The organism is Massilia sp. IC2-477 (assembly GCF_020707265.1).
In the GTDB taxonomy this organism is placed as follows: domain Bacteria; phylum Pseudomonadota; class Gammaproteobacteria; order Burkholderiales; family Burkholderiaceae_D; genus Telluria.
On the sequence record NZ_JAJFEQ010000001.1, the window covers coordinates 599,736 to 622,868 of the forward strand.

General features: G+C 62.9%; 20 protein-coding genes and 1 other RNA gene. 9 read left to right on the forward strand and 12 right to left on the reverse strand.

The features are described 5' to 3' along the window. The first annotated feature begins 28 nt into the window (after positions 1–28). The 3 genes from LK542_RS02700 to LK542_RS02710 all read left to right on the forward strand — a co-directional run bounded on the left by LK542_RS02700 (position 29) and on the right by LK542_RS02710 (position 3,201). Positions 29–2,086, forward strand: a complete 2,058-nt coding sequence (locus LK542_RS02700; protein ID WP_227810702.1) for a M13 family metallopeptidase — start codon at positions 29–31, stop codon at positions 2,084–2,086. Positions 2,087–2,334: 248 nt separating this feature from the next. Continuing rightward, positions 2,335–2,952: a class I SAM-dependent methyltransferase gene (locus LK542_RS02705; RefSeq protein ID WP_227810703.1), complete on the forward strand. Its 618-nt coding sequence runs from the start codon at positions 2,335–2,337 to the stop codon at positions 2,950–2,952. Between the two features lie 72 nt (positions 2,953–3,024). Further along, positions 3,025–3,201, forward strand: coding sequence for a CsbD family protein (locus tag LK542_RS02710; RefSeq protein ID WP_227800437.1), 177 nt, complete (start codon positions 3,025–3,027; stop codon positions 3,199–3,201). 56 nt (positions 3,202–3,257) lie between these two features. Here the strand turns inward: LK542_RS02710 and LK542_RS02715 are convergent, their stop codons facing one another. After that, entirely contained in the window at positions 3,258–4,346 is a 1,089-nt protein-coding gene (locus LK542_RS02715) for an AI-2E family transporter (protein ID WP_227800438.1), read from the reverse strand. A 177-nt stretch (positions 4,347–4,523) separates the two neighbouring features. Between LK542_RS02715 and LK542_RS02720 the strand changes: the two genes are divergently transcribed. After that, positions 4,524–4,727 (forward strand): CsbD family protein, encoded by a 204-nt coding sequence (locus tag LK542_RS02720; protein WP_229520612.1) that lies wholly within the window; start codon positions 4,524–4,526, stop codon positions 4,725–4,727. A gap of 276 nt (positions 4,728–5,003) precedes the next feature. On the opposite strand, the gene LK542_RS02725 is transcribed toward LK542_RS02720, so the two are convergent. The 3 genes from LK542_RS02725 to LK542_RS02735 all read right to left on the reverse strand — a co-directional run bounded on the left by LK542_RS02725 (position 5,004) and on the right by LK542_RS02735 (position 9,503). Continuing rightward, the gene (locus tag LK542_RS02725) at positions 5,004–7,223 is read right to left on the reverse strand and encodes a S9 family peptidase (protein ID WP_227810704.1); all 2,220 of its coding nucleotides are present in this window, start codon (positions 7,221–7,223) and stop codon (positions 5,004–5,006) included. Between the two features lie 72 nt (positions 7,224–7,295). Then, positions 7,296–8,729 carry an MATE family efflux transporter gene (locus LK542_RS02730; RefSeq protein WP_227810705.1) on the reverse strand — a complete coding sequence of 478 codons (1,434 nt, stop codon included), beginning with the start codon at positions 8,727–8,729 and terminating at the stop codon, positions 7,296–7,298. Between the two features lie 42 nt (positions 8,730–8,771). Next, entirely contained in the window at positions 8,772–9,503 is a 732-nt protein-coding gene (locus LK542_RS02735; RefSeq protein WP_227810706.1) for a CPBP family intramembrane glutamic endopeptidase, read from the reverse strand. Between the two features lie 119 nt (positions 9,504–9,622). Here LK542_RS02735 and tssF point away from each other — a divergent pair, with 119 nt between their 5' ends. From tssF to LK542_RS02750, 3 genes are all read left to right on the forward strand, one after another. Beyond that, a complete protein-coding gene (tssF, locus tag LK542_RS02740; RefSeq protein ID WP_227810707.1) occupies positions 9,623–11,458 on the forward strand; it encodes a type VI secretion system baseplate subunit TssF in 1,836 nt (611 codons plus the stop codon). Continuing rightward, positions 11,455–12,435: a type VI secretion system baseplate subunit TssG gene (gene tssG / locus LK542_RS02745; protein WP_227810708.1), complete on the forward strand. Its 981-nt coding sequence runs from the start codon at positions 11,455–11,457 to the stop codon at positions 12,433–12,435. The genes tssF and tssG overlap by 4 nt, the downstream gene beginning before the upstream one ends. A gap of 92 nt (positions 12,436–12,527) precedes the next feature. Continuing rightward, entirely contained in the window at positions 12,528–13,151 is a 624-nt protein-coding gene (locus LK542_RS02750; protein ID WP_227810709.1) for a type 1 glutamine amidotransferase domain-containing protein, read from the forward strand. 662 nt (positions 13,152–13,813) lie between these two features. On the opposite strand, the gene LK542_RS02755 is transcribed toward LK542_RS02750, so the two are convergent. The 4 genes from LK542_RS02755 to ssrA all read right to left on the reverse strand — a co-directional run bounded on the left by LK542_RS02755 (position 13,814) and on the right by ssrA (position 15,952). Then, the gene (locus LK542_RS02755) at positions 13,814–14,254 is read right to left on the reverse strand and encodes a hypothetical protein (RefSeq protein ID WP_227810710.1); all 441 of its coding nucleotides are present in this window, start codon (positions 14,252–14,254) and stop codon (positions 13,814–13,816) included. A gap of 79 nt (positions 14,255–14,333) precedes the next feature. Beyond that, positions 14,334–14,900 (reverse strand): hypothetical protein, encoded by a 567-nt coding sequence (locus LK542_RS02760; RefSeq protein ID WP_227810711.1) that lies wholly within the window; start codon positions 14,898–14,900, stop codon positions 14,334–14,336. 119 nt (positions 14,901–15,019) lie between these two features. Continuing rightward, complete coding sequence (locus LK542_RS02765) at positions 15,020–15,337, reverse strand: hypothetical protein (RefSeq protein ID WP_227810712.1); 318 nt, start codon at positions 15,335–15,337, stop codon at positions 15,020–15,022. 256 nt (positions 15,338–15,593) lie between these two features. Next, positions 15,594–15,952, reverse strand: a transfer-messenger RNA (tmRNA) gene (gene ssrA / locus LK542_RS02770). Between the two features lie 168 nt (positions 15,953–16,120). Between ssrA and LK542_RS02775 the strand changes: the two genes are divergently transcribed. Next, positions 16,121–16,978: a bifunctional 2-polyprenyl-6-hydroxyphenol methylase/3-demethylubiquinol 3-O-methyltransferase UbiG gene (locus LK542_RS02775; RefSeq protein WP_227800444.1), complete on the forward strand. Its 858-nt coding sequence runs from the start codon at positions 16,121–16,123 to the stop codon at positions 16,976–16,978. 34 nt (positions 16,979–17,012) lie between these two features. Here the strand turns inward: LK542_RS02775 and LK542_RS02780 are convergent, their stop codons facing one another. The 4 genes from LK542_RS02780 to ompA all read right to left on the reverse strand — a co-directional run bounded on the left by LK542_RS02780 (position 17,013) and on the right by ompA (position 20,112). Next, complete coding sequence (locus LK542_RS02780) at positions 17,013–17,687, reverse strand: glycine zipper 2TM domain-containing protein (RefSeq protein ID WP_227810815.1); 675 nt, start codon at positions 17,685–17,687, stop codon at positions 17,013–17,015. 154 nt (positions 17,688–17,841) lie between these two features. Next, positions 17,842–18,549, reverse strand: a complete 708-nt coding sequence (locus LK542_RS02785; RefSeq protein ID WP_227800445.1) for an HAD family hydrolase — start codon at positions 18,547–18,549, stop codon at positions 17,842–17,844. Positions 18,550–18,561: 12 nt separating this feature from the next. Further along, on the reverse strand, positions 18,562–19,263 hold the full coding sequence (ubiG, locus tag LK542_RS02790) for a bifunctional 2-polyprenyl-6-hydroxyphenol methylase/3-demethylubiquinol 3-O-methyltransferase UbiG (RefSeq protein ID WP_227810713.1): 702 nt from the start codon (positions 19,261–19,263) through the stop codon (positions 18,562–18,564). A gap of 135 nt (positions 19,264–19,398) precedes the next feature. Continuing rightward, positions 19,399–20,112 (reverse strand): outer membrane protein OmpA, encoded by a 714-nt coding sequence (ompA, locus tag LK542_RS02795; protein ID WP_227800447.1) that lies wholly within the window; start codon positions 20,110–20,112, stop codon positions 19,399–19,401. A gap of 349 nt (positions 20,113–20,461) precedes the next feature. Between ompA and gyrA the strand changes: the two genes are divergently transcribed. Then, the gene (gyrA, locus tag LK542_RS02800; protein WP_227810714.1) at positions 20,462–23,077 is read left to right on the forward strand and encodes a DNA gyrase subunit A; all 2,616 of its coding nucleotides are present in this window, start codon (positions 20,462–20,464) and stop codon (positions 23,075–23,077) included. Positions 23,078–23,133: the final 56 nt, after the last annotated feature.

Here is a 23,133-nt window from a genome sequence, read left to right on the forward strand (position 1 = left end):
ACGAGACACACCACAGAGAAGGGAATCTATGAAAACCAGCTGGACTCCGATCAAGACCGCCGTCACCCTGGCGCTGTGCGGCGCCGCGTTCACCTTTGCCCCGCTGCACGCGGCCGAACAAAGCGCCGCCGGCACCGCCCAGACCAAGCCGGCCGCCGCCACCATGCTGCCGGGCGACGACTTCTACGCCTGGGCCAACGGCGAGTGGATGGCCAAGACCGAGATCCCGGCCGACCGCGGCGCCTGGGGTTCGATGTATGCGCTGGCCGAGGAGACCAATGCCCGCATCGTCAAGCTGATCGAGGAAGCAGGCAGCAGCAAGTCCGCCAATGCCGAGGCGCGCAAGGTGGCCGATTTCTACAAGGCCTACATGAACGAGGCGGCGATCGAGTCTGCCGGCCTGAACGCGCTCAAGCCGCGCCTGGCGAAGATCGAAGCAATCAAGGATCGCGCGGCCCTGTCGCGCGTGCTGGGTGAATTCCTGCGCGCCGATGTCGACCCGCTCAACGCCACCAACTTCAACACCCCGAACCTGTTCGGTGTGTGGATCAACCAGGGCCTGACCGAGCCGTCGCGTAATGTGCCCTACATCCTGCAGGGCGGCATCGGCCTGCCTGACCGTGCCTACTACCTCGACAACAGCCCGAAGATGGCCGAGCTGCGCACCAAGTACCAGCAGTACATCGGCGCGATGCTGAAACTGGCCGGCTACGACAACGCCGAAGCGCGCGCCGCCAAGATCTTCGCGCTCGAGTCGGAACTGGCCCAGAGCCACGCCAGCCGCGAAGAGTCGGCCGATATCCAGAAAGCCAACAACCCGTGGACCATGAAGGACTTCGCCGCCAAGGCGCCCGGCATGGACTGGAACGCCTTCATGCAGGGCGCGCGCCTGTCCGGCCAGGACCGCTTCATTGCCTACCACCCGGGCGCCATCAAGGGCGCGGCCCAGCAGGTGGCAAGCACCGACCTCGCTACCTGGAAGGACTACCTGGCCTTCCACAGCATGAACCAGTTCGCCAGCACCCTGCCCAAGGCCTACGGCGACCTGCGCTTCGAGTTCTATGGCAAGGGCCTGACCGGCTCGCCGCAGCAGTCGGCGCGCTGGAAGCGTGCGCTGTCGGCCACCAATACCGCGATGGACGAAGCGGTCGGCAAGATGTACGTCGCGAAGTACTTCCCGGCGCAGGACAAGGCGCGCATCCTCAAAATGGTCGGCGACATCACGACCGCTTTCGAACGCCGCATCGACAAGCTCGAATGGATGGCGCCGTCGACCCGCGCCCAGGCCAAGGAAAAGGTCCGCACCATGTACGTGGGCGTGGGCTATCCGGATGAGTGGAAGTCGTATGGCGCCCTGCAGGTCTCGCCGACCGACGCGCTGGGCAACGTGCTGCGTGCGCAAGAGTTCAATTACACCCAGCAGCTCGCCAAGCTCAAGCAGAAGCCGAAGAAGACCGACTGGGCCATGCCGCCGCAGCTGGTCAACGCCGTCAACCTGCCGCTGCAGAACGCGCTGAACTTCCCGGCCGCGATCCTGCAGCCGCCGTTCTACGATCCGAAGGCCTCGGACGCGCACAACTATGGCGCGATCGGCTCGGTGATCGGGCACGAGATCAGCCACAGCTTCGACGACATGGGCGCCCAGTTCGACGCCCAGGGCCGCCTGCGCGACTGGTGGACCAAGGAAGACCTGGCCCACTTCAAGACCGCGTCGCAGAAGCTGGTGGAGCAGTACAACGCCTACAAGCCTTTCGACGACCTGGCCGTCAATGGCCAGCTGACGCTGAGCGAGAACCTGTCCGACCTGGCCGGCCTGGCCGCGGCCTACGACGCCTTCAAGTCCTCGCCGAACGGCAAGGGCACCGGCGTGGAGGCGGACCGCCAGTTCTACACCGGCTTCGCACAGAGCTGGCGCACCAAGATGCGCGAAGCCTCGATGCGCCGCGCCGTCCTGACCGACGGCCACGCCCCGGGCCAGTACCGCACCTACACCGTGCGCAACCTGGACTCCTGGTACAAGGCCTTCGATGTGCAGCCGGGGCAGAAGCTGTACCTGGCGCCGGAGCAGCGCGTGCGGGTGTGGTGATGGGGTAGGGCGAGATCATCGTCATCGTTCACGCCAGATCTCGCCCTTAGCCTCAAGACCGTCGTACGCGCCACTGGCGCCTACGACTTCCGGCGAAGGCCGGAACCCAATTTTCTGTAAGCCGTCGAACCGCATGCGTTCGCCGTAACGCACGCAAACTTGGGCCCCGGCCTCCGCAGGGGCGACGTGCTCACGCAGCGGACTAACGGTGCCGCACACACTACACCAATTCCGCCGATAATGCCGTCATGACCCCCGACGACATCTCCCGCCGCACGCTCGCGCACTACGAGCAAACCGCCGACGCCTTCTTCGCCGGCACCATCGACCACGACGTCAGCCAGAACATCGACGCCCTGCTCGGCGCCATCGAAGCCCCCGCCCCGTACACCATCCTCGACCTCGGCTGCGGCCCCGGCCGCGACCTGAAGAATTTTACGCAGCTCGGCCACAAGGCCATTGGCCTGGATGGCAGCAGCCGCTTCGTCGACATGGCGCGTGCCTACAGCGGCTGCGAGGTCTGGCACCAGGACTTCCTGCACCTTCAACTCCCGCCCGAGACCTTCGACGGCGTCTTCGCCAACGCGTCGCTGTTCCACGTCCCGAGCGCCGAACTGCCGGGCGTGCTCGACAAGCTTTTCAATACCCTGAAACCCGGCGGCGTCCTGTTCAGTTCCAACCCGCGCGGCGACAACCGCGAAGGCTGGAATGGCCCGCGCTACGGCAGCTACCACGACTACGACACCTGGGAGCGCTACCTCACGGCTGCAGGTTTTGCTCCGCTGCATCATTACTACCGCCCAGCCGGCCTGCCGCGCGAGCAGCAGCCCTGGCTCGCCAGCGTCTGGCGCAAGCCCGTGTGTTAATCAGCGAACAGAGTTGCAGCTCCATCAGGCCTATGGTGGGACCTCGTTCCACGAACAGACGAGGTGACTGAAATGAACGACGATCAAATCAAGGGCAAGGCCAAGGACATCGGCGGCAAGATCCAGGAGAAGGTGGGCGAAGCTGTCGGCAACCGCCAGGCCCAGCGCGAAGGCGTGTCGAACCAGGCCGAAGGCAAGGTGCAGGAAAAGGTCGGCGACGTGAAGGACATCTTCAAGGGCAACAACTAATTGCTCTCGCCATAGCAAGAAGCCGCGCTGTGCGCGGCTTTTTTATTGCTGGTCGGCTAGCCCGAACTGGATGTGTGCGCCGGTCTGTCCCCGAGGACATCCTCGATGTAGAGCATCTTGACCAGCACCGACAGCCCGGCCGCCAGCGGCGTGGCAAGGGCCACCCCGGCAAAGCCGAACAGTGTGCCGAAAATGAGTTGCATGACGATCACCAGCGCCGGCGGCATGTCCACCGCCTTGGCCTCGATCAGCGGCTGCAGCAGGTAGCCCTCGACCAGCTGGATGCCCACGAACAGCAGCACGGTGTACAGCGCCAGGTCGGGGCTGATCGACAGCGCCAGCAGCACCGCCGGGATGCCTGCCATGATCGGACCCAGGTAGGGGATGAAGTCGAGCAGGCCAGCAATAATGCCGAGGATCAGCGCAAGCGGCACGCCGAGCAGGCTCAGGCCGATCGACGTGGCGACACCGACGATCAGCATCGATGCCCCCTTGCCGAGCAGCCAGCTGGCCAGGGTGTTGCCCAATTCCTGCTGCACTTCACGCGCGCGGCTGCGGCGTGGTTTCGGAATCAGGCGGATCACGCCGGTCGTGTAGGTGTGGGGACTGGCGGCAAAATAAATCCCGACGAACAGGATGATGACCACGTTCCCAAGCGCGCCGATGACGCCGCCAAAGAACAGTCCAGCATTCGGCACCATATTGCCCATCTGCTTGACGACCTGCTCGGGCGGCGGCAGTTCCGCCACGATGCGTTTCATCAGCGGATGCTGCTCAACGCTCGTCTTCAGACGCTCGACGGCAGCCGGCACTTCCTTGGCAAGCTTGGTGGACTGTTCGGAGATCTGCGGCGCCATGGCCCAGCTGCCGAGCCCGATGATGGCGAGCAGCGCGACCACGACAATGGTGAGCGCCAGCTTGCGGTTCATGTGCAGGCGCCGCGCCATGATCTCGCTCAGCTTGTAGAGCAGGATGGCGCACAGGATGCAGGCGAAGATCAGCAGCAGTGCATCGGCAGCCAGTACCACGGCGGCGGCGAGGGCGATAAAGAGGATGGCGATCCCGCTGATCATCGTGACCCGCTTGGCGACGCGGCGTTGCGAGGGCGGCGAGTCGGCGGCGTGTTCTTGAGCTTGTTCTTTCATGGCATCACCTTCGTGCGCTATTGTCGAGTTGACGAAATGTTAGCACTGTCGACGTCTTGACGTCGCGCAAATGCTGACATTTGTGCAATGTGCGGGCACGAACAGAAGAGCTCCGCCGACAGTCGTATTCTGTACCCATGCATGGCCATCCGGACATGTACTTCTAAGGAGAAGACCATGATTAACGAAAATCAAGTTAAAGGTAAACTGAAAGAAATCGGTGGCAAGATCCAAGAAGAATTCGGTGACGCGATCGACAGCCCGACCCAGGAAGCCAAGGGCAAGGCGACCAAAGTTGAAGGCAAGACCCAGAAGACGCTGGGCGATGCGCAGGAAAAAGTGGAAGAAAAGCTGGACGACGCCGCGCGCCGCTCGCACTGATTCGCTTTTTACGCTTCGAGAACAGCCGCCTGAGGGCGGCTGTTGTTGTTTACGGGCTGCGGTGCGAACTTAGATCCTGGCCTGCGCCGGGAGTCATGGGCGCCAGTGGCGCGCATGACGTTTTTAAAGCTGGTGGTACTGTCCGCTACGTTTCAATTCATCGTTAGCAGTAGCACGTCGTCCCGGCGGAGGCCGGGACCCAATTCCGTAGAGCAGCTACTACCAAAAGCAAACAGCCGCCCAAAGGCGGCTGTTTCCACTAAGCAGACAGCAAGCTTACTTCGCCGCCGTCCCACCCAGGTTCTTCTTGAAGAAGGCCTCGATCAGTCCATACACGTGACGCTGATTGACCTTGCCCGAGATGCCGTGCTTGGCGCCCGGATAGGTCATCAGGTCGAACTGTACGTTGCGCTTCACCAGCTCGTCGATCAGGCGCGTGGTGTTGGTGAACAGCACGTTGTCGTCGGCCATGCCGTGGATCAGCAGCAGCGGCGACTTCAGGCCGTCCAGGTGCGCGAACACGCCGCTGCGCTTGTAGGCTTCCGGATCGGACTTCGGGGTGCCGCCCACGAACTGCTCGGTGTAGTGGGTGTCGTACAGGGCCCAGTCGGTCACCGGGGCCACCGACACGCCCATGGCGATCTTGTCCGAGGCTGCCGACAGCAGGCGCAGGGTCATGAAGCCGCCGTAGCTCCAGCCAAACACGCCAATGCGCTTCGGATCGACGAAGCTCTGCTGGGCCAGCCAGTCGATGCCGGTAACCTGGTCTTCCACTTCGACCTTGCCCAGGTTGTTGTAGAGGGCGTCGGTGAAGACGCGCTCGCGGCGGCTCGAGCCGCGGTTATCCAGGCGGAACACCACGAAGCCCTGCTGGGCCATGTACTGGTCAAAATAATTGCCCCAGGTGCGGGTCACGCGCTGCGAGTGCGGGCCGCCGTAGGTGAACAGGAACACCGGGTAGCGCTTGCTCGCGTCGAAGTTGGCCGGCTTGATGATGGAATAGTGCAGCGTCTGCCCATCCTTGGCCTTCATCGTGCCGAATTCGGTCGGCAGGTGGTCCGGCATGTACTTGGCGTACGGGTGGTTCGCGTTCAGCTCATTTTTCTCGAGCCATTCGACCATGCTGCCGTCGGCGCGGCGGATCGACACCTGCGGCGGGGTCTTCGGGTTCGAGTAGGTGTCCACGAAGATCTTGCCGTTGCGTGCGAACACGGCGTCGTGCCAGCCGTCGCCGGCGGTGACGCGCAGCGGCGCGCCGGCATTGCTGCCGTCGAGCTTGACCGCATAGGTCTGCTTGTCGATCACGGCATCCTTGTTCGACGAGACATAGACCTTGCCGTCGGTTTCGTCGATCGCCAGGATGTTGTCCACGCCCCATTCACCCTTGGTCAGCGGGTGCATCAGCTTGCCGTCCAGGCCGTACAGGTACAGGTGGTTGCGGCCGCTGCGCTCGGAGGCCCAGATGAAGGCTTTCTTGCTGCGCAGGAAGCGCAGGTCGTTGTGGATGCTGACCCAGGTCTTCGAGGTCTCGGTGAGCAGCGGGCGCTGGGCCAGCGTGTTCACGTCCACGGCCACCAGGTCGAGGCGCTTCTGGTCGCGGGTCTGGCGCTGGTAGACCAGGGTCTTGGCGTCGTCGCTGAAGTCAGCGCGCACCAGGTAGATGTCCTTCTCGGCGCCCAGGTCAACCTTGCGCTGCTGGCCGGTGGCCGGGTTGACGATCATCAGCTCGATCAGCACGTTCGGATCGCCCGCGGCCGGGTAATGCTGGTCGATCACTTCGGTGCGGTCGGCGAAGATCTCGAAGCGGCGCACGACCGGGACGGGTTTTTCATCATAGCGGCGGTAGGCGATCGCGGAATCGTCCGGCGCCCAGTAGTAGCCGGTGTGCTGGTCCATCTCTTCCTGCGCGACGAATTCCGCCTCGCCGTTGTGGATGGTGCCCTTGCCATCGGTCGTCAGCTGGCGCTCAGCGCCGGTCTGCAGGTCGATCACGACCAGATTCTGGTTACGCACGAAGGAAACGTAGCGGCCCTTCGGCGAAATCTTCGGGTCGATCACGTTGCCCGAGGCGACCTTGCGCGGCGCATCCGGCTTGGCGGCATCGACCAGGTAGAGGTCGCCACCGATCGGCACCAAGAGCTGCTTGCCATCCGGCGACCAGAAATAGTTCAGGATGCCCGACAGGCCGGCGGTACGGGCGCGCTCGCGGCGCGCTTTTTCTTCCAGCGACAGTTCCTCGTTCGGCACCAGGCGCTTGGAATCGACCAGGCGCTGGGTGCTCTTGGTCTTCATGTTGTATTCCCACAGGTCCAGCTGGTACTGGTTGTCGGCGCGGCCGCGCAGGAAGGTGACGCGCTCGCCGTCGGGCGACACGCGCAGGTTCTTGACACTGGCGCCGGCCAGGGCTGGGTCGCCGTAGATACGGTCCAGCGTCAGGCGTTCGGCCGAAGCGGGAGCGGCCGCGAGGGCGGCCAGAAGAAGCAGGGTAGGGCGCATGAAATGTCTCTGGTGTAAGTTAATTTGCTACAACTGCGGAACGATACCAGAGTCAGCACCCGAGCGCTGTAATTACGTATGCATTTCCTTCGCCAGAGTCGCCTCGCCGGCCACCCCTTCGCGGATGCGCTGGCGCGCCAGCTTCTCGAAGGACCAGGTCAGCAGCACCGCCGCCACCGTCAGCGCGATCACCAGGCCGATCCAGAAGCCGGTGGTCGACATCGGCGCGCCGGGCCGCCATGGGAACCATTCCGGCGCCAGCCCCAGGATGCAGCCGAGCGGCAGCGAGATGCCCCAGAAGGCGACCAGCTGGATGATCATCGGCGCGCGCGTCACCTGGTAGCCGCGGATGGCCGAGGCTGTCGCCACCTGGGTGGCGTCGGACAGCTGGAACAGCGCCGCGAGCAGCAGCAGGTTGGCGCAGGCCGCCTGCACCGCAGGATCGGAGGTGTACATGGCGGCGATCTGCCAGCGGAACAGGGCGATGAAAATCGCCGACAGCGCGCCAAAAGCGACCGAGGTGCCGACGCCGACCCAGCCCACGAAGCGGGCGCGCACCGGGTTGCCTTCGCCCATGGCCTGGCCGACGCGGGTCATCATGCCGATCGAGAAGCTGAGCGGCACCATGAACACCAGCGAGGCGAAATTCAGCGCCACCTGGTGCGAAGAGACTGCCACCACGCCGAAGCGCGCCACCAGCAGGCCGATCAGGCCGAAGGCGCTGACCTCGGCAAAATAAGTGACGCCGATCGGCAGGCCGAGGCGCAGCATCGAACCAATCTCTTTCCAGTCCGGGCCTTCCCAGCCGGTGAACGGGTAGGTCATGCGGTAGGCCGGCGCATACTTGATCCAGACGATCATGGCGCCCAGCATCAGCCACATGCCCACCGCGGTCGACACCGCGCAGCCGACCGCACCCAGCTGCGGAAAGCCCCAGTTACCGTAGACCAGCAGCCAGTTCGAGATCACGTTGAAGACCAGGCCGAAGATCGCGATCCACATAATCGGCTTGGTCTGGTTGATGCTGGTGGTGTAGCCGTACAGGGCGCGGTAGCAGGCAAAGGCCGGCATGCCGAGGCTGATCACGTGCAGGAACAGCGAGGCGCGGTCGGCCACGTGCTGCTCCAGCCCGACATGGTCGAACAGCAGGGTGCACAGGTTGGCGAACAGGCAGGCCACCAGGCCCACGATCAGGCCCTTCCACAGCGACTGCCGCACCGAATGCGGGATCTGGTCGTAGCGGGCGGCGCCGATCTCGTGCGCGACCACGGTATTGATCGCCATCATGGTGCCCATCACGGTGACCAGCACGATCGACCACACCGAAGTGCCGAGCGAGACCGCAGCCAGCTCTTCGGCGCTGACGTGGCCGGTCATCGCCACGTCGGCCACGCCCATGCCGACAGTCGCCAGCTGGCCCACCAGCATCGGCCAGGACAGGCGCCACAGGGTAGCGACCTCGTGGCGGACGGGCGTAGCGGATGGGGAAATGGCGGCAGTGGTCATGTTGTTCTAGGGGCGATGCAGGAAAGCCCTCCATTTTACTGATTAATCGCCAACATCGCGGGACCCTTGGGACGGCTGGCCTTGCCTTGACGGGGGGGCGGACTTGGAGCGCCTCAAGCAGGCCCATACGCCGGCGACCAGCAGGACCGGCAGCACGAATTTCAGCAGCATGCCCAGGTTCCCATGCGCCTTCAACCGTGCGGCGCCGTTGGCGGCTACCAGCACGGCAGCGCCGAGCGGTCCGGCCGAGAACAGCATGTTGGTAACGAGATTCCAGCCGAGATGCAGGCCGAGCGGCAAAGCCAGCGAACCGGTCCGCGTGAACGCAAGGGCGAACATCCAGCCGTACATCCCGGTCCATGCCAGCACGAATACCATCGCCACCGGGTTGCCCAGGACGCCGTAGCTGAACCAGTGATAGACGCCGAAGGCCAGGGCGTCGAACAGGACCGCGCGGCGCTCGCCGAGCAGGCGTACCGCCTGGTAGAGCAGATAGCCGCGAAACAGCAGCTCTTCGAACAGTACGGAATTGAGTTCCCAGCGCAAGCCGCCGACCAGCCGGGACGTCGTGAATGCAGGGTTCACTGTCCATGTCGTCCCGAGCGCATGGGCGTAGCCGAGCTGCTGGATGCCCGCTGCCAGCGCCGCCACCGCCAGGCCAGCGCCGAACTGCCGCAGGCGCAGGCGCGGCGCATCGAATCCGAGCGCATCGAGGCGCTTGCCTTCGCAGCGCAGCAGCAGCCATGAGACCAGGAGCAGCAGGGGGCCAATCATTCCATCTCCACCGGGAGTGCGCGCAGGCGACAGCGAATCTTACTAGAAGCAAGCTCTTGAGTCTGCGCAAGATCGACTGAGCAAAACTGCACGACCTTAAGGTATTCCAAGGAGGTGTCATGGAAGAACTATTGCCGTACTATGAGCGCGAGCTGGTCTACCTGAACACGGTCGGGCGCGAGCTGGCGCACCAGTACCCGCGCCTGGCGAGCGAACTGGGCCTTGGCGCCGAAGGATTGGAAGACCCGCACATCCGGCGCCTGATCCAGGCCTGCGCGCTGCTCAACGCGCGCACGGCGCGCAAGCTCGACGACGACTATCCGGAATTCACCGAAGCCCTGCTGGGCAGCTTGTATCCCTACTTCCTGCAGGGCATCCCATCGTGTTCGATCGCCCGCATCGGCGGCGCGCCGGGGCCGCAAGCGAGCGGCCGGCCGGAACGGGTGGAGACGATCCCGCGCGGCACCGAGATGAGCGCGCTGCACCACAAGGGCACGGCCTGCCGCTTCCGCACCACCAGCCCCCTGACCCTGGCCCCGGTCGGCGTGGCCAAGGCGCGCTACGAACCGGTGGTGCATGCGCCGGCCCACGTGCGGCTGCCGGCGCGCGCTACCGGGCAGGTGGCCATCACCATCGACAGCGCGGCGCCGGCGCGCCTGCTGCGCCAGCTCGGCATGCCGCGCCTGCGCCTGTATGTGGATGCCGATCCGCTGCTGGCGGCAGCCCTGATCGACACCCTGTTCATGCACGTCGGCGCAAGCTACCTGGAGATCGGCGACGGCGGCCCGTGGCGCCAGCTCGAGCGCATGCCCTTGTCCCTGGGCGGCTTCGGCGACGACGACGCGCTGGTGCCGCTGCGCCCCAGCGAACACGCGGCCTACCGGCTGCTGAGCGAATACTTCGCCTTCCCGGACAAATTCCACTTCATCGACATCGACCTGGGCAAGCTGGCGCCGATGCTGCCGGCCGCGGCGCACCGCTTCACGCTGCACCTGATCGTCAACGGCCTGCACGGCGACAGCGGCGCCGCGCGCCTGCTCGGCACCCTGCAGGCGTCGCACCTGCTCGCCGGCTGCGCGGCAGTGGTCAACCTGTTCCACCAGGCCGCGATGCCGGTCCGGATCACCCATCGCACCGCGATGTACGACGTGCTGCCGGGACGGCACGAAGAAGACGTGGAGGTCTACAGCATCGACAGCGTCAACGTGCTGCGCACGGCGGAGGGCAGGGTGCAGTCGATCGCCTACCGGCCCTATTACGGACTGCGTCACGGCGAAGGGGGCGAGCTGCGCGAGCGCTACTGGTTCGCCCGCCGCGACGACCGCGGCGTGCAGCGCCAGCGCACCAAGATCGGTTTTACCGACGCCGGCTTCTCGCTGGCCGCCGACGAGCAGTGCGTGGCCTCGATCGACCTGACCTGCACCAATGGCGCGCACGCCACCAGTACCGGCTTCGGCGCGCCGGGCGGCGACATGACCAGCGAGACCGCCGCTGGCGGCCTGCCGATCCACCTGCTGCGCCGTCCCACACTGCCGCACCGCTTCCCTTCGTCCGGCGGCGCCCACTGGCGCCTGGTGGCCCAGCTGGCGCTGAACCACCGCTCGCTGGGCGACCTCGACGCCTTCCGCGAAGTGCTGACCCTGTACGACGTCTCGCGCTCGGCCGCGACCCAGCGCCAGATCGCCGGCATCACGGCGATGGAAACCCTGTCGTCCACAGCCTGGATGCGCACCCGCATCGGCGCCACGATGGTGCACGGCCTTGATGTGCGCATGACGGTCGACGAAGACGCCTTCGCCGGCAGCAGCGTCTACGTGTTCGCGGAAGTGGTGAACCGCTTCTTCGGCCTGTACGTGCACATCAACAGTTTCACGCGGCTGGTGGTGCGCTCGGCGCAGACCGACAGGGAGCTCCTGCGATGCGAGCCACGCAACGGCAACCTGACACTGGTGTGATCGACCAGCTGCTGGCCGAGCCCTGGCGCTACGAACTGTTCCAGGCGGTGCGCCTGCTGTCGCGCTGGCTACGCCGCTACGGCCTGTCGCCGGACACCGCGATCCGCTTCGAGAACAGCCTCTCGCTCGCCTTCCCGACCAGCGACATCGAAGCGCTGCGCCTCGACGGCGACCCGGCCGACGATGGCGCCATGCGGCTGCGGATACGCACAGCGGTGATGGGCCTGCTCGGTGCGCACGGCGCGCTGCCCCTGCATTACACCGAGCGCATCGCATCCTGGCAACACGCGGCCCATGACGACGGCCCGCGCGCCTTCTACGATGCCTTCTCCAGCCGCCAGGTGGCGCTGTTCTACCGCGCCTGGCGCAAATACCGGGTGCGCGGCGGGCCGGACGAGCATAACCGCGACCGCTTCCTGGCCCAGCTGGCGGCACTTGGGGGCGCGGGGTGGACACACCCCGAGGCAGGACAGCTGGATGCCGGTCTGCCCTTCGAGAGCCTCGCCTATTTCGCGGCACAGCTGCGCAGCCGGGTGGTGCCGGCGGAGCTGATCGCGGGCGTGCTGCGCGACTACCTGCAGGTGCCGGTCACGGTCGAGCAGTTCGCGGGACGCTGGGATCCGCTCGGCACGGCCGACCGCAGCCGGCTGGGCGAGAACAACTGCGACGTCGGGTTCGGTGCGACCCTGGGCGAACGGCTGCTGCGGCCGGAGCTCGGCATCCGCATCCGCGTCGGGCCGCTGTCCTCTAGCATGTTCGAACAGTTCCTGCCTGGCACTGCCGGGGCGCGTGCGCTAGCGGCGCTGCTGGGGCGCTTTGCGATCGAAGTTCCGTACCGCGAGCTACAGGTGGTTTTGCGTGGCGACGAGGTCGACGGCGCCAGCCTGGACGGCACGGTCCGGCTCGGGCTGGACGGCTTTCTGTCCACGCAGCCTGACAAGCGCGACCGCGAAGACGTCTGCTACTTGCTCGCTTAGTTCCTCTACCCGCGGGCATCATCCGCGCGACGCCTGCCGAAGCCGCGACCTACAATCGACCCGACGACTGAATGAACCAGACAGGAGGGCATATGGAAAATATTGTGAATGCAGGCGACCACTTGGACCTGGTGAGCGAGAAGGACCTGGTGGGCCGGCGCGTGGCGGTCCTGATGACCGATGGCGTCGAGCAGGTCGAATACACGGGGCCGCGGACTTTCCTCGAAGGGAAGGGTGTGCGGGTGACCCTGATTTCGCCGAAGGCCGCGGGCGAGGAAGTGCAAGGCATGAACCATGACCAGCCGGGGGATAAGTTCAAGGTGGAGCTAAGCCTGTCGCAGGCTCAGGTCAACGATTACGATGCGCTGCTGCTGCCGGGTGGTGAAGAGAATCCGAAGAAACTGCGCCAGATTCCGGAGGCGATTGCCTTCATCAAGGCGTTTGACGATGCCGACAAGCCCATTGCTGCAATCTGCCATGGACCGTGGCCGCTGATCGAGGCGGGGATTGCGGAGTCCAAGCACCTGACCAGCTATCCAGCGATTCAGGATGACCTGAAGGCGGCTGGCGCAGAGTGGACGGATGATGAGGTGGTGGTGGACGGCAAGTTGGTCACGAGCCGCAAGCCGGAGGATATTCCGGCGTTCAATGACGCGCTGATGAAGGAATTGATGGTGATTCAGAAGGCGGGGACGGATCCGGGGCCGACCTCGTAATGGCAAACATTGGAAAAGGCCGTTGACGACTCAGCGGCTTTTCGTTGCCATGTGCTTTGGCAGGAATGTAGAGGAAATATAGTCCGCTTAAGCCAAGCGAGCTGGCTTGCAAGGTCTCAAATAGGCCTTAGGGCTTCGCCAATGCCTCGCGCCTGCCTGGCCGCCGGCGCCGGGATCTTTGGTAAAGATCACTAGCAGTGTTATAACGAGTGCTTTATCGTCTCGTGGGTTTCGAAATCCGAACAGCGACGCTTACACTCCATAGGTTAGAACTTACGTTTTGCTTTCAATGACGCTTTCACGAATGATCATCGTGCGGCAAGTCACTCTGCACTCCTGCGTAGTGCTGGCTCAACCTTCTTAATCCACCCTCGTCGCAGCGCCCAGCGTACCTCAGTTTGCCAGGTGACACGCCGGCCGGTCGAGCTGGTGAGTACCTCCTTCGGCGCCCGCTTCTCTAGTTGCTCGAAAGAGGTGCATTCCCAGATGAGCTTCCACAGTCCCCACTTCGCTGGGTCAGTCTCTTCGCTAGCCTTCAAACGATTCTTGACCAGAACGGTGTAGCCGCCTTCCAGCACTTCAGGTTTAGCTCTGCTCATAATCGTCATCCTGCGGCAGATCGAATCACATGACGTCTCCCATTAGCCAGACCGCCATGTATGCTAGATCCCTGCCTCTACTTCCAGGCGGTTCCAGATCTCATCGTACTTCGCCTCGCTAGCTGCTTGGCGGCGCTCGTAGTCGATCCTTAGTTCATCAGAACGAGGGGGCACAGCCTCAAATGCGGTTAGCCAAGCGGCGTAATAGTCCTTGATGAGCTTAGTAGCAGATGGGTTCTTTGATACGTTCTTAAGGGCAGCCGGGTAGAATTTTTTCACTTCCGCCTTGCCATCTTTAATGCACTTCGCAGGATCATCTTCAGCTGTTGCAGTGCCGAGGGTGGACTTCGAAGCGAACAGCTTAACTTTAAGGCTGCACATCATTATTTGGTACTGCGTTTGGCCGCGGAACGCATCGGTTGGCGTTTGCTTCTCGGTGGCCTGTGCAGACAGAGCGGCGGAGAAAAAAAGTGCAGGCAATACAAAAAAAAGTTTGCTCATCATTTTCCTTTCATTGCCGGCATCTCGGCGTGCCGTTTCGCTTGATACTGCTGTCAAGCAAGCGAATACTCTTTAAATCTAACTATCGAACCCACTTGTACAGCCATTGAGACTCTTCTTTCCCTGCTTCTCGGTTCTGCAGCAGTCTTTCCCTAGGAAGTTGTACCGTCGTCCGCTCCGGGGGATTGTCGCCAATCGCGGCGTAATACGAGAACTGATCGGTATGCCAACCGCTATCGCTAAAAAGGTACTTCCCGCTATAGAAGTAAGTAACCTTCAAATCGGATAAGGTGGTTGACTGCGCTGCCTCTTCTTCAGTTGCGTAAAAATCAGATAGTTTTACCTCCACAGGAAAGTTGACGAGACCCATTGCTGGGTTCAACAACGAGTCTGTTTTCTTGATGTCAAACTTTACTTGCCCAAGGAAGTAGTATTGCTTAACCCACTTTCCATTGCGAGGATGCAAGAAGACTCGCGTCCAAGTTTTGGGTTCTGAGGCAGTCGCAACAAGGGCTTTGAAATCGGCAACCTGCTCCTGCACCGCCGCTTGGCTAGTCGTGGAGGGGGCTGCTGCCACCTTTTTTACTGGGGCTGCTGGTGCGACGGCTGCGGTCAGGAGAAAAGCTAATGCGAGGAAAGTGTTCTTCATGTCTTAACAGTTTTTTTGGCACCCGGGCGTGCGTAGCGTCTTAAGCATCATCCTCGGCTGATCGAGGCGTACCATCACGCTCTTCCTGTAACCTCGTGCTGTGATTTCGGTTGATGTGGTTAGCAGCCGACGTTGAGATGCTTCTTCGCCGCACTACAGTTCAACGCTAGCTCTAGGGTGCGACCTTCTTTCGGGTTGAACACCGTAAAGACTAAGAAGTTGGCGCCATCGCATTGAGCGCTGATCGAACCATCCGGCCGACGTTTGGCGCCCGAGACTTTCTTGCATGTTGGATGGTTGTCTTTGATGATCTTGGACGCTACGAATTGCGCCTCACCTTTAGGCGCCGCTCCAACGCTAATACCGGCAGCATCCGCAGTGGCTATAGCTACGAGCGACATTGCGGTGCCTACTAAAACGGCAAATCGAATTTTCATTTTGGCCTCGGCTTCGGCATCAATGGTGTGCCGACTCGCTCAACAATAATACCGTTAAGGAGTTGGCAAAAAATCACGAATTGTATCGCTTGTGTATGAATTTATTGGCCTTCACAGCAACCCAAACATTTCCGTCAGCGTCGGACGAGCGAGGTACGCACCATAGACATGTTCACAATCCTGTGGGTACCAAAGACCTAACCTGGCGCCAGAAAAGAAAAAGCCGCTGACGAATCAGCGGCTTTTTGGAAGAGGTTGGTGGAGGCGGCGGGAATTGAACCCGCGTCCGCAAGCACTCTACAGACAGTTCTACATACTTAGCACTATCAATTAATTTAACCTGGACAACGGGGATGTGCACCCTTTGGACAGGCGAGTCACCTATTATTTAACAGTCGACCAAGTAACCCGGCCTACTGCGAGCCCCTGTAAATGAGTCCACGAACCTTGCGGTACACCCCAGGGGCGAGGTGGTGTGGACCTAGCAGCAATTAAGCTGCGAGTGCGTACGAGTTATCGTTTGCAGTTATTGATTTCTGGATGTATTTACGAGGTAACCAGTCCTCGGTATGCCCTGCGCTGCTTTGCAACCCACGTCGAAACCAGGTCGCCCCCAACGAGAGAACCTTCATTGTACTCCAATCTGTCGGTACGTGCAGTCTGCCTGCTTAGAACCAGCTTAAGCTCAAACAGGTCTAAAAGATATGCTCCAAGCATGACGAAACTGCAATATGATTTCCTGGCTACGCCGTCTGCCTCACGTCTTTTTGACAAGGAATGGGAATGGTTTGTATCGTCTGCGGTAACACTCAAACGGCCGGGCTCGCATCGTGGCATGCGACCTGTCCCGCATGTCACTATGAAAGCGCGGCCCTGTCCGTCGCCATCAACAAGCACACCGGCCCTGAGGTCAACGAAGCCGAGCGCGAAGCCGGCCTGAAGGCCCTGCGGCTCGAGAATTTCCGTGCCATCGTCCAGTACGCCAAGCGGCATGTCCGGCCCGGCGCGCGCAGCCTGCTCGACGTCGGCAGCGCCCATGGCTGGTTCCTGGAAACGGCGCGCGAGGATTTCGATGTGCTCGGCGTCGAGCCGGATGCCGTGGTCGGTTCGCGCGCCGCCGCGCGTGGCCTGCCGGTGCGGGCCGGCTTCTTCCCCGACGTGCTGAAAGATGGCGAGCGCTTCGATGTGATCGTCTTCAACGACGTCATCGAACATATCCCGGACATCCGCAGCGCCCTCGACGCCTGCCAGCAGCGCCTGAATCCCGATGGCATCCTGATCCTCAACCTGCCGAACAGCCGCGGCTTCTTCTACCGCCTGTCGAAAGTCATCGCCCGCCTGGGCTGGCGCACGCCTTTCGAGCGGCTGTGGCAGAAAGACCTGCCGTCGCCGCACGTGCATTATTTCAGCAGCGACAACCTGGCCAGGCTGGTGGCAGGGCGGGGCTTCGAGATGGTCGACAGCGCCGAGTTGCCGGCCCTGCGCGCCAAGGGGCTGCGCGAGCGGCTGAGCTGTGCGGGCAACGTGCCGCTGTTGTCGCTGTGGGCGCAGTACATCGCGATCATGTGCGCGATTCCCGTGCTGCGGATTTTCCCGAGCGACATCATCGTCTGCATCTTCCGAAAAAAAACCGCAGGCTGACAGCGCCTGCGGTTTTTTCGGGAAGGAAGAAGGCTTAGCGGTTGCGGTTGGCGATCTCGTTGCCAATCATGCCGCCGCCGATGATGCCGGCCACGGTGGCCAGCTTCTTGCCGTTGCCGCCGCCGATCTGGTTGCCGATCAGGCCGCCGATGACGGCGCCGGTGCCGATGCCGACGTAGTTCGGCTGAGCCTGCGCCGGGGCAGGTGCGTGCTGCGGGTAGTAGCGCGGCTCGCTGGCCTTCGCGTGCACCACGCGGGTCTTTTCAACCACCTTAACCACCGGCTTTTCGCGGATCACTTCCTTGATCACGACCGGCGCCGGCTGCGGCGCGGGCTGGGCATAGGCGATCGGCTGGGCGGCGGCCACCGGCATCATCTGCGGTGCGGTGCCGGCTGCCAGCTGGGTGGCCAGCTGCGGCGTCACCGGGGTGGCCGACAGCGGAGCAGCGACCGGAACCTGGCCCTGCAGGGCAGCGGCCGGCACCATCACGACCTGGCCTTGCGCATTCGTCATCGGGACCATGCCCGGCTGTTGCGTTGCGTACGGCGAGGCGGCTGCCAGCGGCATGGCCGGGACGTCGGAGGAGCTCTTCGAGCTCGGCAGCAGGCCGGTGATCGCGGCGGCGCCGGTGAGGCTGACAATGACAACCGACGCAGCGGCTGCGGCCATCAGGGGATGAATGCGGTTAAAGCGTGCGGTGGTTTCCATGTTCTAGCTCCGTATGAAACGTTGTGTTGTCGTATGGGAGTAGATTACCGGCGAGCCTTTTCCAGAACTAGCCCTGAGGCTGTATCAGTCGTAATGAGATGTAAGCGGAGGGAGAGGCGGGCCACAGGGTTGCGGCCCGCTCGAGGGAGGCGATTCAGGCCGCGGACGCGGTTGCGCGGGCGGCTTCCACTACCTGGCGCAGGGTCTGCAGCAGGTCGGTCGGGGTGTCGAGCAGGTACTCGGCGCCCCAGGTCGACGGTTCGATGGCGCCGCAGTAGCCCCAGTTGCAGGCGACCGTCACCATGCCGGCGGCGTGGCCGGCCTCGATGTCGCGCTTGTCGTCACCGACGTACCAGCACTGTTCCGGCGCCACGCCGAGGCGGCGTGCACCTTCGAGCAGCGGGGCAGGGTGGGGTTTCGGGAAACCGGTGGTGTCGCCCGAAATAACGCAGCCGGCGTGCGACAGGCCGATCTGCGGGATCAGCGGATCGGTGAAGCGGGCCGGCTTGTTGGTGACGATGCCCCAGGCCATGCCGGCCTGCTCGATCCCGTGCAGCAGTTCCGTGATACCGCCGAACAGCGAGCTGTGCACCGCCATGGTTTCCTGGTAACGGTCGAACCACTGCATGCGCAGCTCTTCGTAACCCTCGTCGCCCGGTCCCAGGCCGAAGGCCGCGCCGATCATGCCGCGCGCGCCGGCGGACGCGGTCGGACGCAGCACCGAATACGGCGTCGGCGGCAGGCCGCGCTCGGTACGCAGCCAGTTGACAGCGGCCGCGAGGTCGGGCGCGGTGTCGGCCAGCGTGCCATCGAGGTCGAACAGAACGGCACGCGGTGCCGGCAGGACGGTCGGAAGAGTCATGGGAAAGGTAAGTTAAAGCGGCTTGCTGCACGCCACCATGTAGTTCACATCGGTGTCGTTGTTGAGCGAGTAGATCTTGGTCAGCGGATTGTAAGTCAGGCCTTTCAGGCCGTCGACCTGCAATCCAGCGAGACGCGCAAATTGCGACAGTTCGGCCGGCGTGATGAATTTGCCATAGTCATGCGTCCCGCGCGGCAGCATGCGCAGGATGTATTCGGCACCGATGACGGCGAACAGATAGGACTTCGGATTGCGGTTGAGCGTCGAGAAGAACACGTGGCCGCCTGGCTTCACCAGGTTGGCCGCGGCTTGCACGATCGAGGCCGGATCCGGCACGTGCTCGAGCATCTCCATGCAGGTGACCACGTCGAACTGGCCCGGTTCCGCAGCCGCCATTTCTTCAGCGGCGATGTGCTTGTAGCGCACTTCCACGCCGGATTCCAGGCTGTGCAGGTCAGCAACCTTCAGCGCCTTCTTCGACAGGTCGATGCCTGTCACCTTGGCGCCCTTGCGCGCCATGGCTTCGGACAGCACGCCGCCGCCGCAGCCGATGTCGATCACGTTCTTGCCCAGCAGCGGGGCGCGGGCGTTGATCCACTCGAGGCGCAGTGGGTTGATTTCGTGCAGGGGGCGGAATTCGGACGTCGGGTCCCACCAGCGGTGGGCCAGCTCGCTGAATTTCTGGATCTCTAACGGGTCTGCATTCGTATTCATACTCGGGATCATACTGGAAATGGTGAAGCTCACGGCATGCCGCACGGAAAATATGCAAGCACTTGTCGCCGTAAGCGTACGGGAAAACGAAAAAAAACCCCGCCGTAGCGGGGTTCATTAAGCAATCAGCAAGGATTACTTGTTGACGGTACGGGTACCGACGACTTCGATTTCCACGCGGCGGTTCTTAGCGCGGCCTGCCGAGCTCTTGTTGTCGGCTTCCGGCTGCTTCTCGCCCTTGCCTTCGGTGTAGATGCGGTTTTCTTCCACGCCCTTGCCCTTCAGGTAAGTCTTGACGGCTTCAGCGCGGCGGATCGACAGCTTCTGGTTGTAGGCATCGGTACCGATCGAGTCGGTGTGGCCGACGGCGATGATGACTTCCAGGTTCATGTCGCCCAGCTTCGAGACCAGCTCGTCGAGCGAGGCCTTGCCGGCCGGCTTCAGGACAGCCTTGTCGAAATCGAAGAAGGCGTCAGCCGAGTACGACACTTTTTCCGAGGTCGGGACCGGAGCCGGAGCCGGAGCAGGGGCTGGAGCCGGTTCGGCGACTGGCGGCGGCGGAGGCGGCGGCGGAGCGACGCACTTGCCGTTTTCCAGCTTCTCAGGCGGGACGCACAGCGGCGCGTCGCAGCCCGGGACCGCGTCGGCCGGGGTCCAGTAGCCGGTGCGCCAGCACAGGCCGAAAGGATTGCGGGCGATCACGCCGCGGCTGTCCTGCACGTAGGCGCTGTACGGCGTGCGCGCCTTGATGTCGGTGGTCAGCGGTGCATACGGTGCATCGCTCTGGGCAAAAGCGTTGCCCGCGATCGCAGCCGAAGCAGCGAGCATGAGGGTTGCCAGTTTATTCATGTTCTTTTTTCCTTTCGGGTAAATGCCTTGCGAAACTCAACGTGGGCGTTATGGTCAAGATACTAACACGTCCAGGGAAGGGCTTAGTTTCGCATTGTGAAACAAACAATTAATTTCCTGTCCATTTTGCCACATGCACCAAAAACGCACGACTGCACCTAAATCAAACTTCATGCATATTCTCGATGCGTTGTTTTGTTGCAACATTTGGGCAAGCGGACGGGGCTGACATCGACAACGCTGGAAGGGTCTGGCCCCCTGAACGGTTTTGTGCTGGTGCTAACTAGGGCATGGTAGAATCATCCGTTGCAGTCAATAACCATTAGCCTGAAAGCAGTCGACCCGCCCAATGGATCAATTCGCAAAAGAAACAGTTCCCATTTCCCTAGAAGAAGAAATGCGCAAGAGCTACCTCGATTACGCGATGAGCGTGATCGTGGGACGTGCTCTGCCGGACGTGCGCGACGGCCTCAAGCCGGTGCACCGTCGCGTGCTGTACTCCATGCACGAGAGTAACTACGCGCACAACCGTCCGTACGTGAAGTGCGCGCGCGTGGTCGGCGACACCATGGGTAAGTACCACCCGCACGGCGATGCGTCGATCTACGACACGCTGGTCCGCATGGCGCAGGACTTCTCGCTGCGCTACACCCTGGTCGATGGCCAGGGTAACTTCGGCTCGATCGACGGCGACTCCGCCGCTGCGATGCGTTACACCGAGTGCCGCCTGGACAAGATCGCCAGCGAGCTGCTGGCCGACATCGACAAGGACACGGTCGACTACCAGCCGAACTACGACGGCAAGGAAAAGGAACCGACCGTCCTGCCGACCAAGATCCCGAACCTGCTGATCAACGGTTCCTCGGGCATCGCGGTGGGCATGGCCACCAACATCCCGCCGCACAACCTGTCGGAAGTCATCAACGGCGCCCAGCACCTGCTGAAGAACCCGGACTGCAGCATCGATGAACTGATCGAGCTGATCCCGGCGCCGGACTTCCCGACTGCCGGCATCATCTACGGCGTCTCGGGTGTGCGCGACGGTTATCGCACCGGCCGCGGCCGCGTGGTGATGCGCGCCAAGACCCACTTCGAGGAATACGGCAAGGACGGCGGCCGCGTCGCGATCATCATCGACGAGCTGCCGTACCAGGTGAACAAGAAGTCGCTGCTCGAGCGTATCGCCGAGAACGTGCGCGACAAGAAGCTGGAAGGCATCAGCGACATCCGCGACGAGTCCGACAAGTCGGGCATGCGCGTGGTCATCGAACTGAAGCGCGGCGAAGTGCCGGAAGTGGTGCTGAACAACCTGTACAAGCAGACCCAGCTCCAGGATACCTTCGGCATGAACATGGTGGCGCTGGTCAACGGCCAGCCGAAGCTGCTGAACCTCAAGCAGATGCTCGAGTGCTTCCTGTCGCACCGCCGCGAAGTGGTCACCCGCCGCACCGTGTTCGAGCTGCGCAAGGCACGCGAGCGCGGCCACATGCTGGAAGGCCTGGCTGTCGCACTGGCGAATATCGACGACTTCATCGCGATCATCAAGGCCGCGCCGACGCCGCCGATCGCGAAGACCGAACTGATGCAGCGCGCCTGGGATTCTTCCCTGGTGCGCGAAATGCTCAACCGCACCGAGACCGGCGCGGCCGGCGGCATCGAAGCCTTCCGTCCGGAGCACCTGCCGAAGCACTACGGCATGCAGCAGGACGGCCTGTACAAGCTGTCGGACGAGCAGGCCCAGGAAATCCTGCAGATGCGCCTGCAGCGCCTGACCGGCCTGGAGCAGGACAAGATCGTCAACGAGTACAAGGAAGTGATGGCCCACATCGCCGACCTGCTCGACATCCTGGCTCGCCCGGAGCGCGTCACGACCATCATCAGCGACGAGATGGCGCAGATCAAGGCCGACTACACCGAGAACGGCAAGGACGCACGCCGCTCGGCCATCGAGCACAATGCCAGCGACCTCGAAACCGAAGACCTGATCACTCCGCAGGACATGGTGGTCACGCTGTCGCACTCGGGCTACATGAAGTCGCAGCCGATCTCCGAATACCGCGCCCAGAAGCGCGGCGGCCGCGGCAAGCAGGCGGCGGCAACGAAGGACGAAGACTGGATCGACCAGCTGTTCATCGCCAACACCCACGACTACATCCTGTGCTTCTCGAACCGCGGCCGGATGTACTGGCTGAAGGTGTGGGAAGTGCCGCAGGGCTCGCGCAACTCGCGCGGCAAGCCGATCGTCAACATGTTCCCGCTGCAGGACGGCGAGAAGATCACCGTGATCCTGCCGCTGTCGGGCGAGAACCGGACCTTCCCGGAAGACCACTACGTGTTCATGGCGACCTCGCTCGGCACCGTCAAGAAGACGCCGCTGAAGGACTTCAGCAATCCGCGCAAGGCCGGCATCATCGCGGTCGACCTCGACGAGGGCGACGTGCTGGTGGGCGCCGCGCTGACCGATGGCCAGCACGACGTGATGCTGTTCTCGGACGGCGGCAAGGCGGTGCGCTTCGACGAGAACGACGTGCGTCCGATGGGCCGTACCGCGCGCGGCGTGCGCGGCATGAACCTGGAAGAGGGGCAGAACGTCATCGCCCTGCTGGTGGCCGAAAACGAGCAGCAGTCGGTGCTCACGGCAACCGAGAACGGCTTCGGCAAGCGTACCCCGATCACGGAATACACCCGCCACGGCCGCGGCACCAAGGGCATGATCGCGATTCAGCAGTCCGAACGCAACGGTAAAGTCGTGGCCGCGACCCTGGTCGACGCCAACGACGAGATCATGCTGATCACCACCGGCGGCGTCCTGATCCGCACCCGCGTGGCCGAGATCCGCGAGATGGGCCGTGCGACCCAGGGCGTGACCCTGATCGCAGTGGAAGACGGCACCAAGCTGTCCGGCCTGCAGCGCATCGTCGAGACCGACCTCGAAGAGGTCGAGCTCGAACAGGCGCCGGAGTAACAGCACCCGACGGGCCGCTTTGATGCGGCCCGTTTTTTTCACATAATCAGGGCCTT

Excerpts from the sequence above, each read along its gene's own strand:
- LK542_RS02710 (WP_227800437.1), top strand. The coding sequence starts at position 3,025 with ATGAACGACGATCAAATCAAGGGCAAGGCCAAGGACATCGGCGGCAAG.
- LK542_RS02775 (WP_227800444.1), top strand. The coding sequence starts at position 16,121 with ATGGTTTGTATCGTCTGCGGTAACACTCAAACGGCCGGGCTCGCATCG.
- gyrA (WP_227810714.1), top strand. The coding sequence starts at position 20,462 with ATGGATCAATTCGCAAAAGAAACAGTTCCCATTTCCCTAGAAGAAGAA.
- LK542_RS02700 (WP_227810702.1), top strand. The coding sequence starts at position 29 with ATGAAAACCAGCTGGACTCCGATCAAGACCGCCGTCACCCTGGCGCTG.
- ubiG (WP_227810713.1), bottom strand. The coding sequence starts at position 19,263 with ATGAATACGAATGCAGACCCGTTAGAGATCCAGAAATTCAGCGAGCTG.
- ompA (WP_227800447.1), bottom strand. The coding sequence starts at position 20,112 with ATGAATAAACTGGCAACCCTCATGCTCGCTGCTTCGGCTGCGATCGCG.
- LK542_RS02785 (WP_227800445.1), bottom strand. The coding sequence starts at position 18,549 with ATGACTCTTCCGACCGTCCTGCCGGCACCGCGTGCCGTTCTGTTCGAC.
- LK542_RS02705 (WP_227810703.1), top strand. The coding sequence starts at position 2,335 with ATGACCCCCGACGACATCTCCCGCCGCACGCTCGCGCACTACGAGCAA.
- tssF (WP_227810707.1), top strand. The coding sequence starts at position 9,623 with ATGGAAGAACTATTGCCGTACTATGAGCGCGAGCTGGTCTACCTGAAC.
- LK542_RS02755 (WP_227810710.1), bottom strand. The coding sequence starts at position 14,254 with ATGATGAGCAAACTTTTTTTTGTATTGCCTGCACTTTTTTTCTCCGCC.
- LK542_RS02780 (WP_227810815.1), bottom strand. The coding sequence starts at position 17,687 with ATGGAAACCACCGCACGCTTTAACCGCATTCATCCCCTGATGGCCGCA.
- LK542_RS02725 (WP_227810704.1), bottom strand. The coding sequence starts at position 7,223 with ATGCGCCCTACCCTGCTTCTTCTGGCCGCCCTCGCGGCCGCTCCCGCT.
- LK542_RS02760 (WP_227810711.1), bottom strand. The coding sequence starts at position 14,900 with ATGAAGAACACTTTCCTCGCATTAGCTTTTCTCCTGACCGCAGCCGTC.
- LK542_RS02715 (WP_227800438.1), bottom strand. The coding sequence starts at position 4,346 with ATGAAAGAACAAGCTCAAGAACACGCCGCCGACTCGCCGCCCTCGCAA.
- LK542_RS02730 (WP_227810705.1), bottom strand. The coding sequence starts at position 8,729 with ATGACCACTGCCGCCATTTCCCCATCCGCTACGCCCGTCCGCCACGAG.
- LK542_RS02765 (WP_227810712.1), bottom strand. The coding sequence starts at position 15,337 with ATGAAAATTCGATTTGCCGTTTTAGTAGGCACCGCAATGTCGCTCGTA.
- LK542_RS02720 (WP_229520612.1), top strand. The coding sequence starts at position 4,524 with ATGATTAACGAAAATCAAGTTAAAGGTAAACTGAAAGAAATCGGTGGC.
- LK542_RS02750 (WP_227810709.1), top strand. The coding sequence starts at position 12,528 with ATGGAAAATATTGTGAATGCAGGCGACCACTTGGACCTGGTGAGCGAG.
- LK542_RS02735 (WP_227810706.1), bottom strand. The coding sequence starts at position 9,503 with ATGATTGGCCCCCTGCTGCTCCTGGTCTCATGGCTGCTGCTGCGCTGC.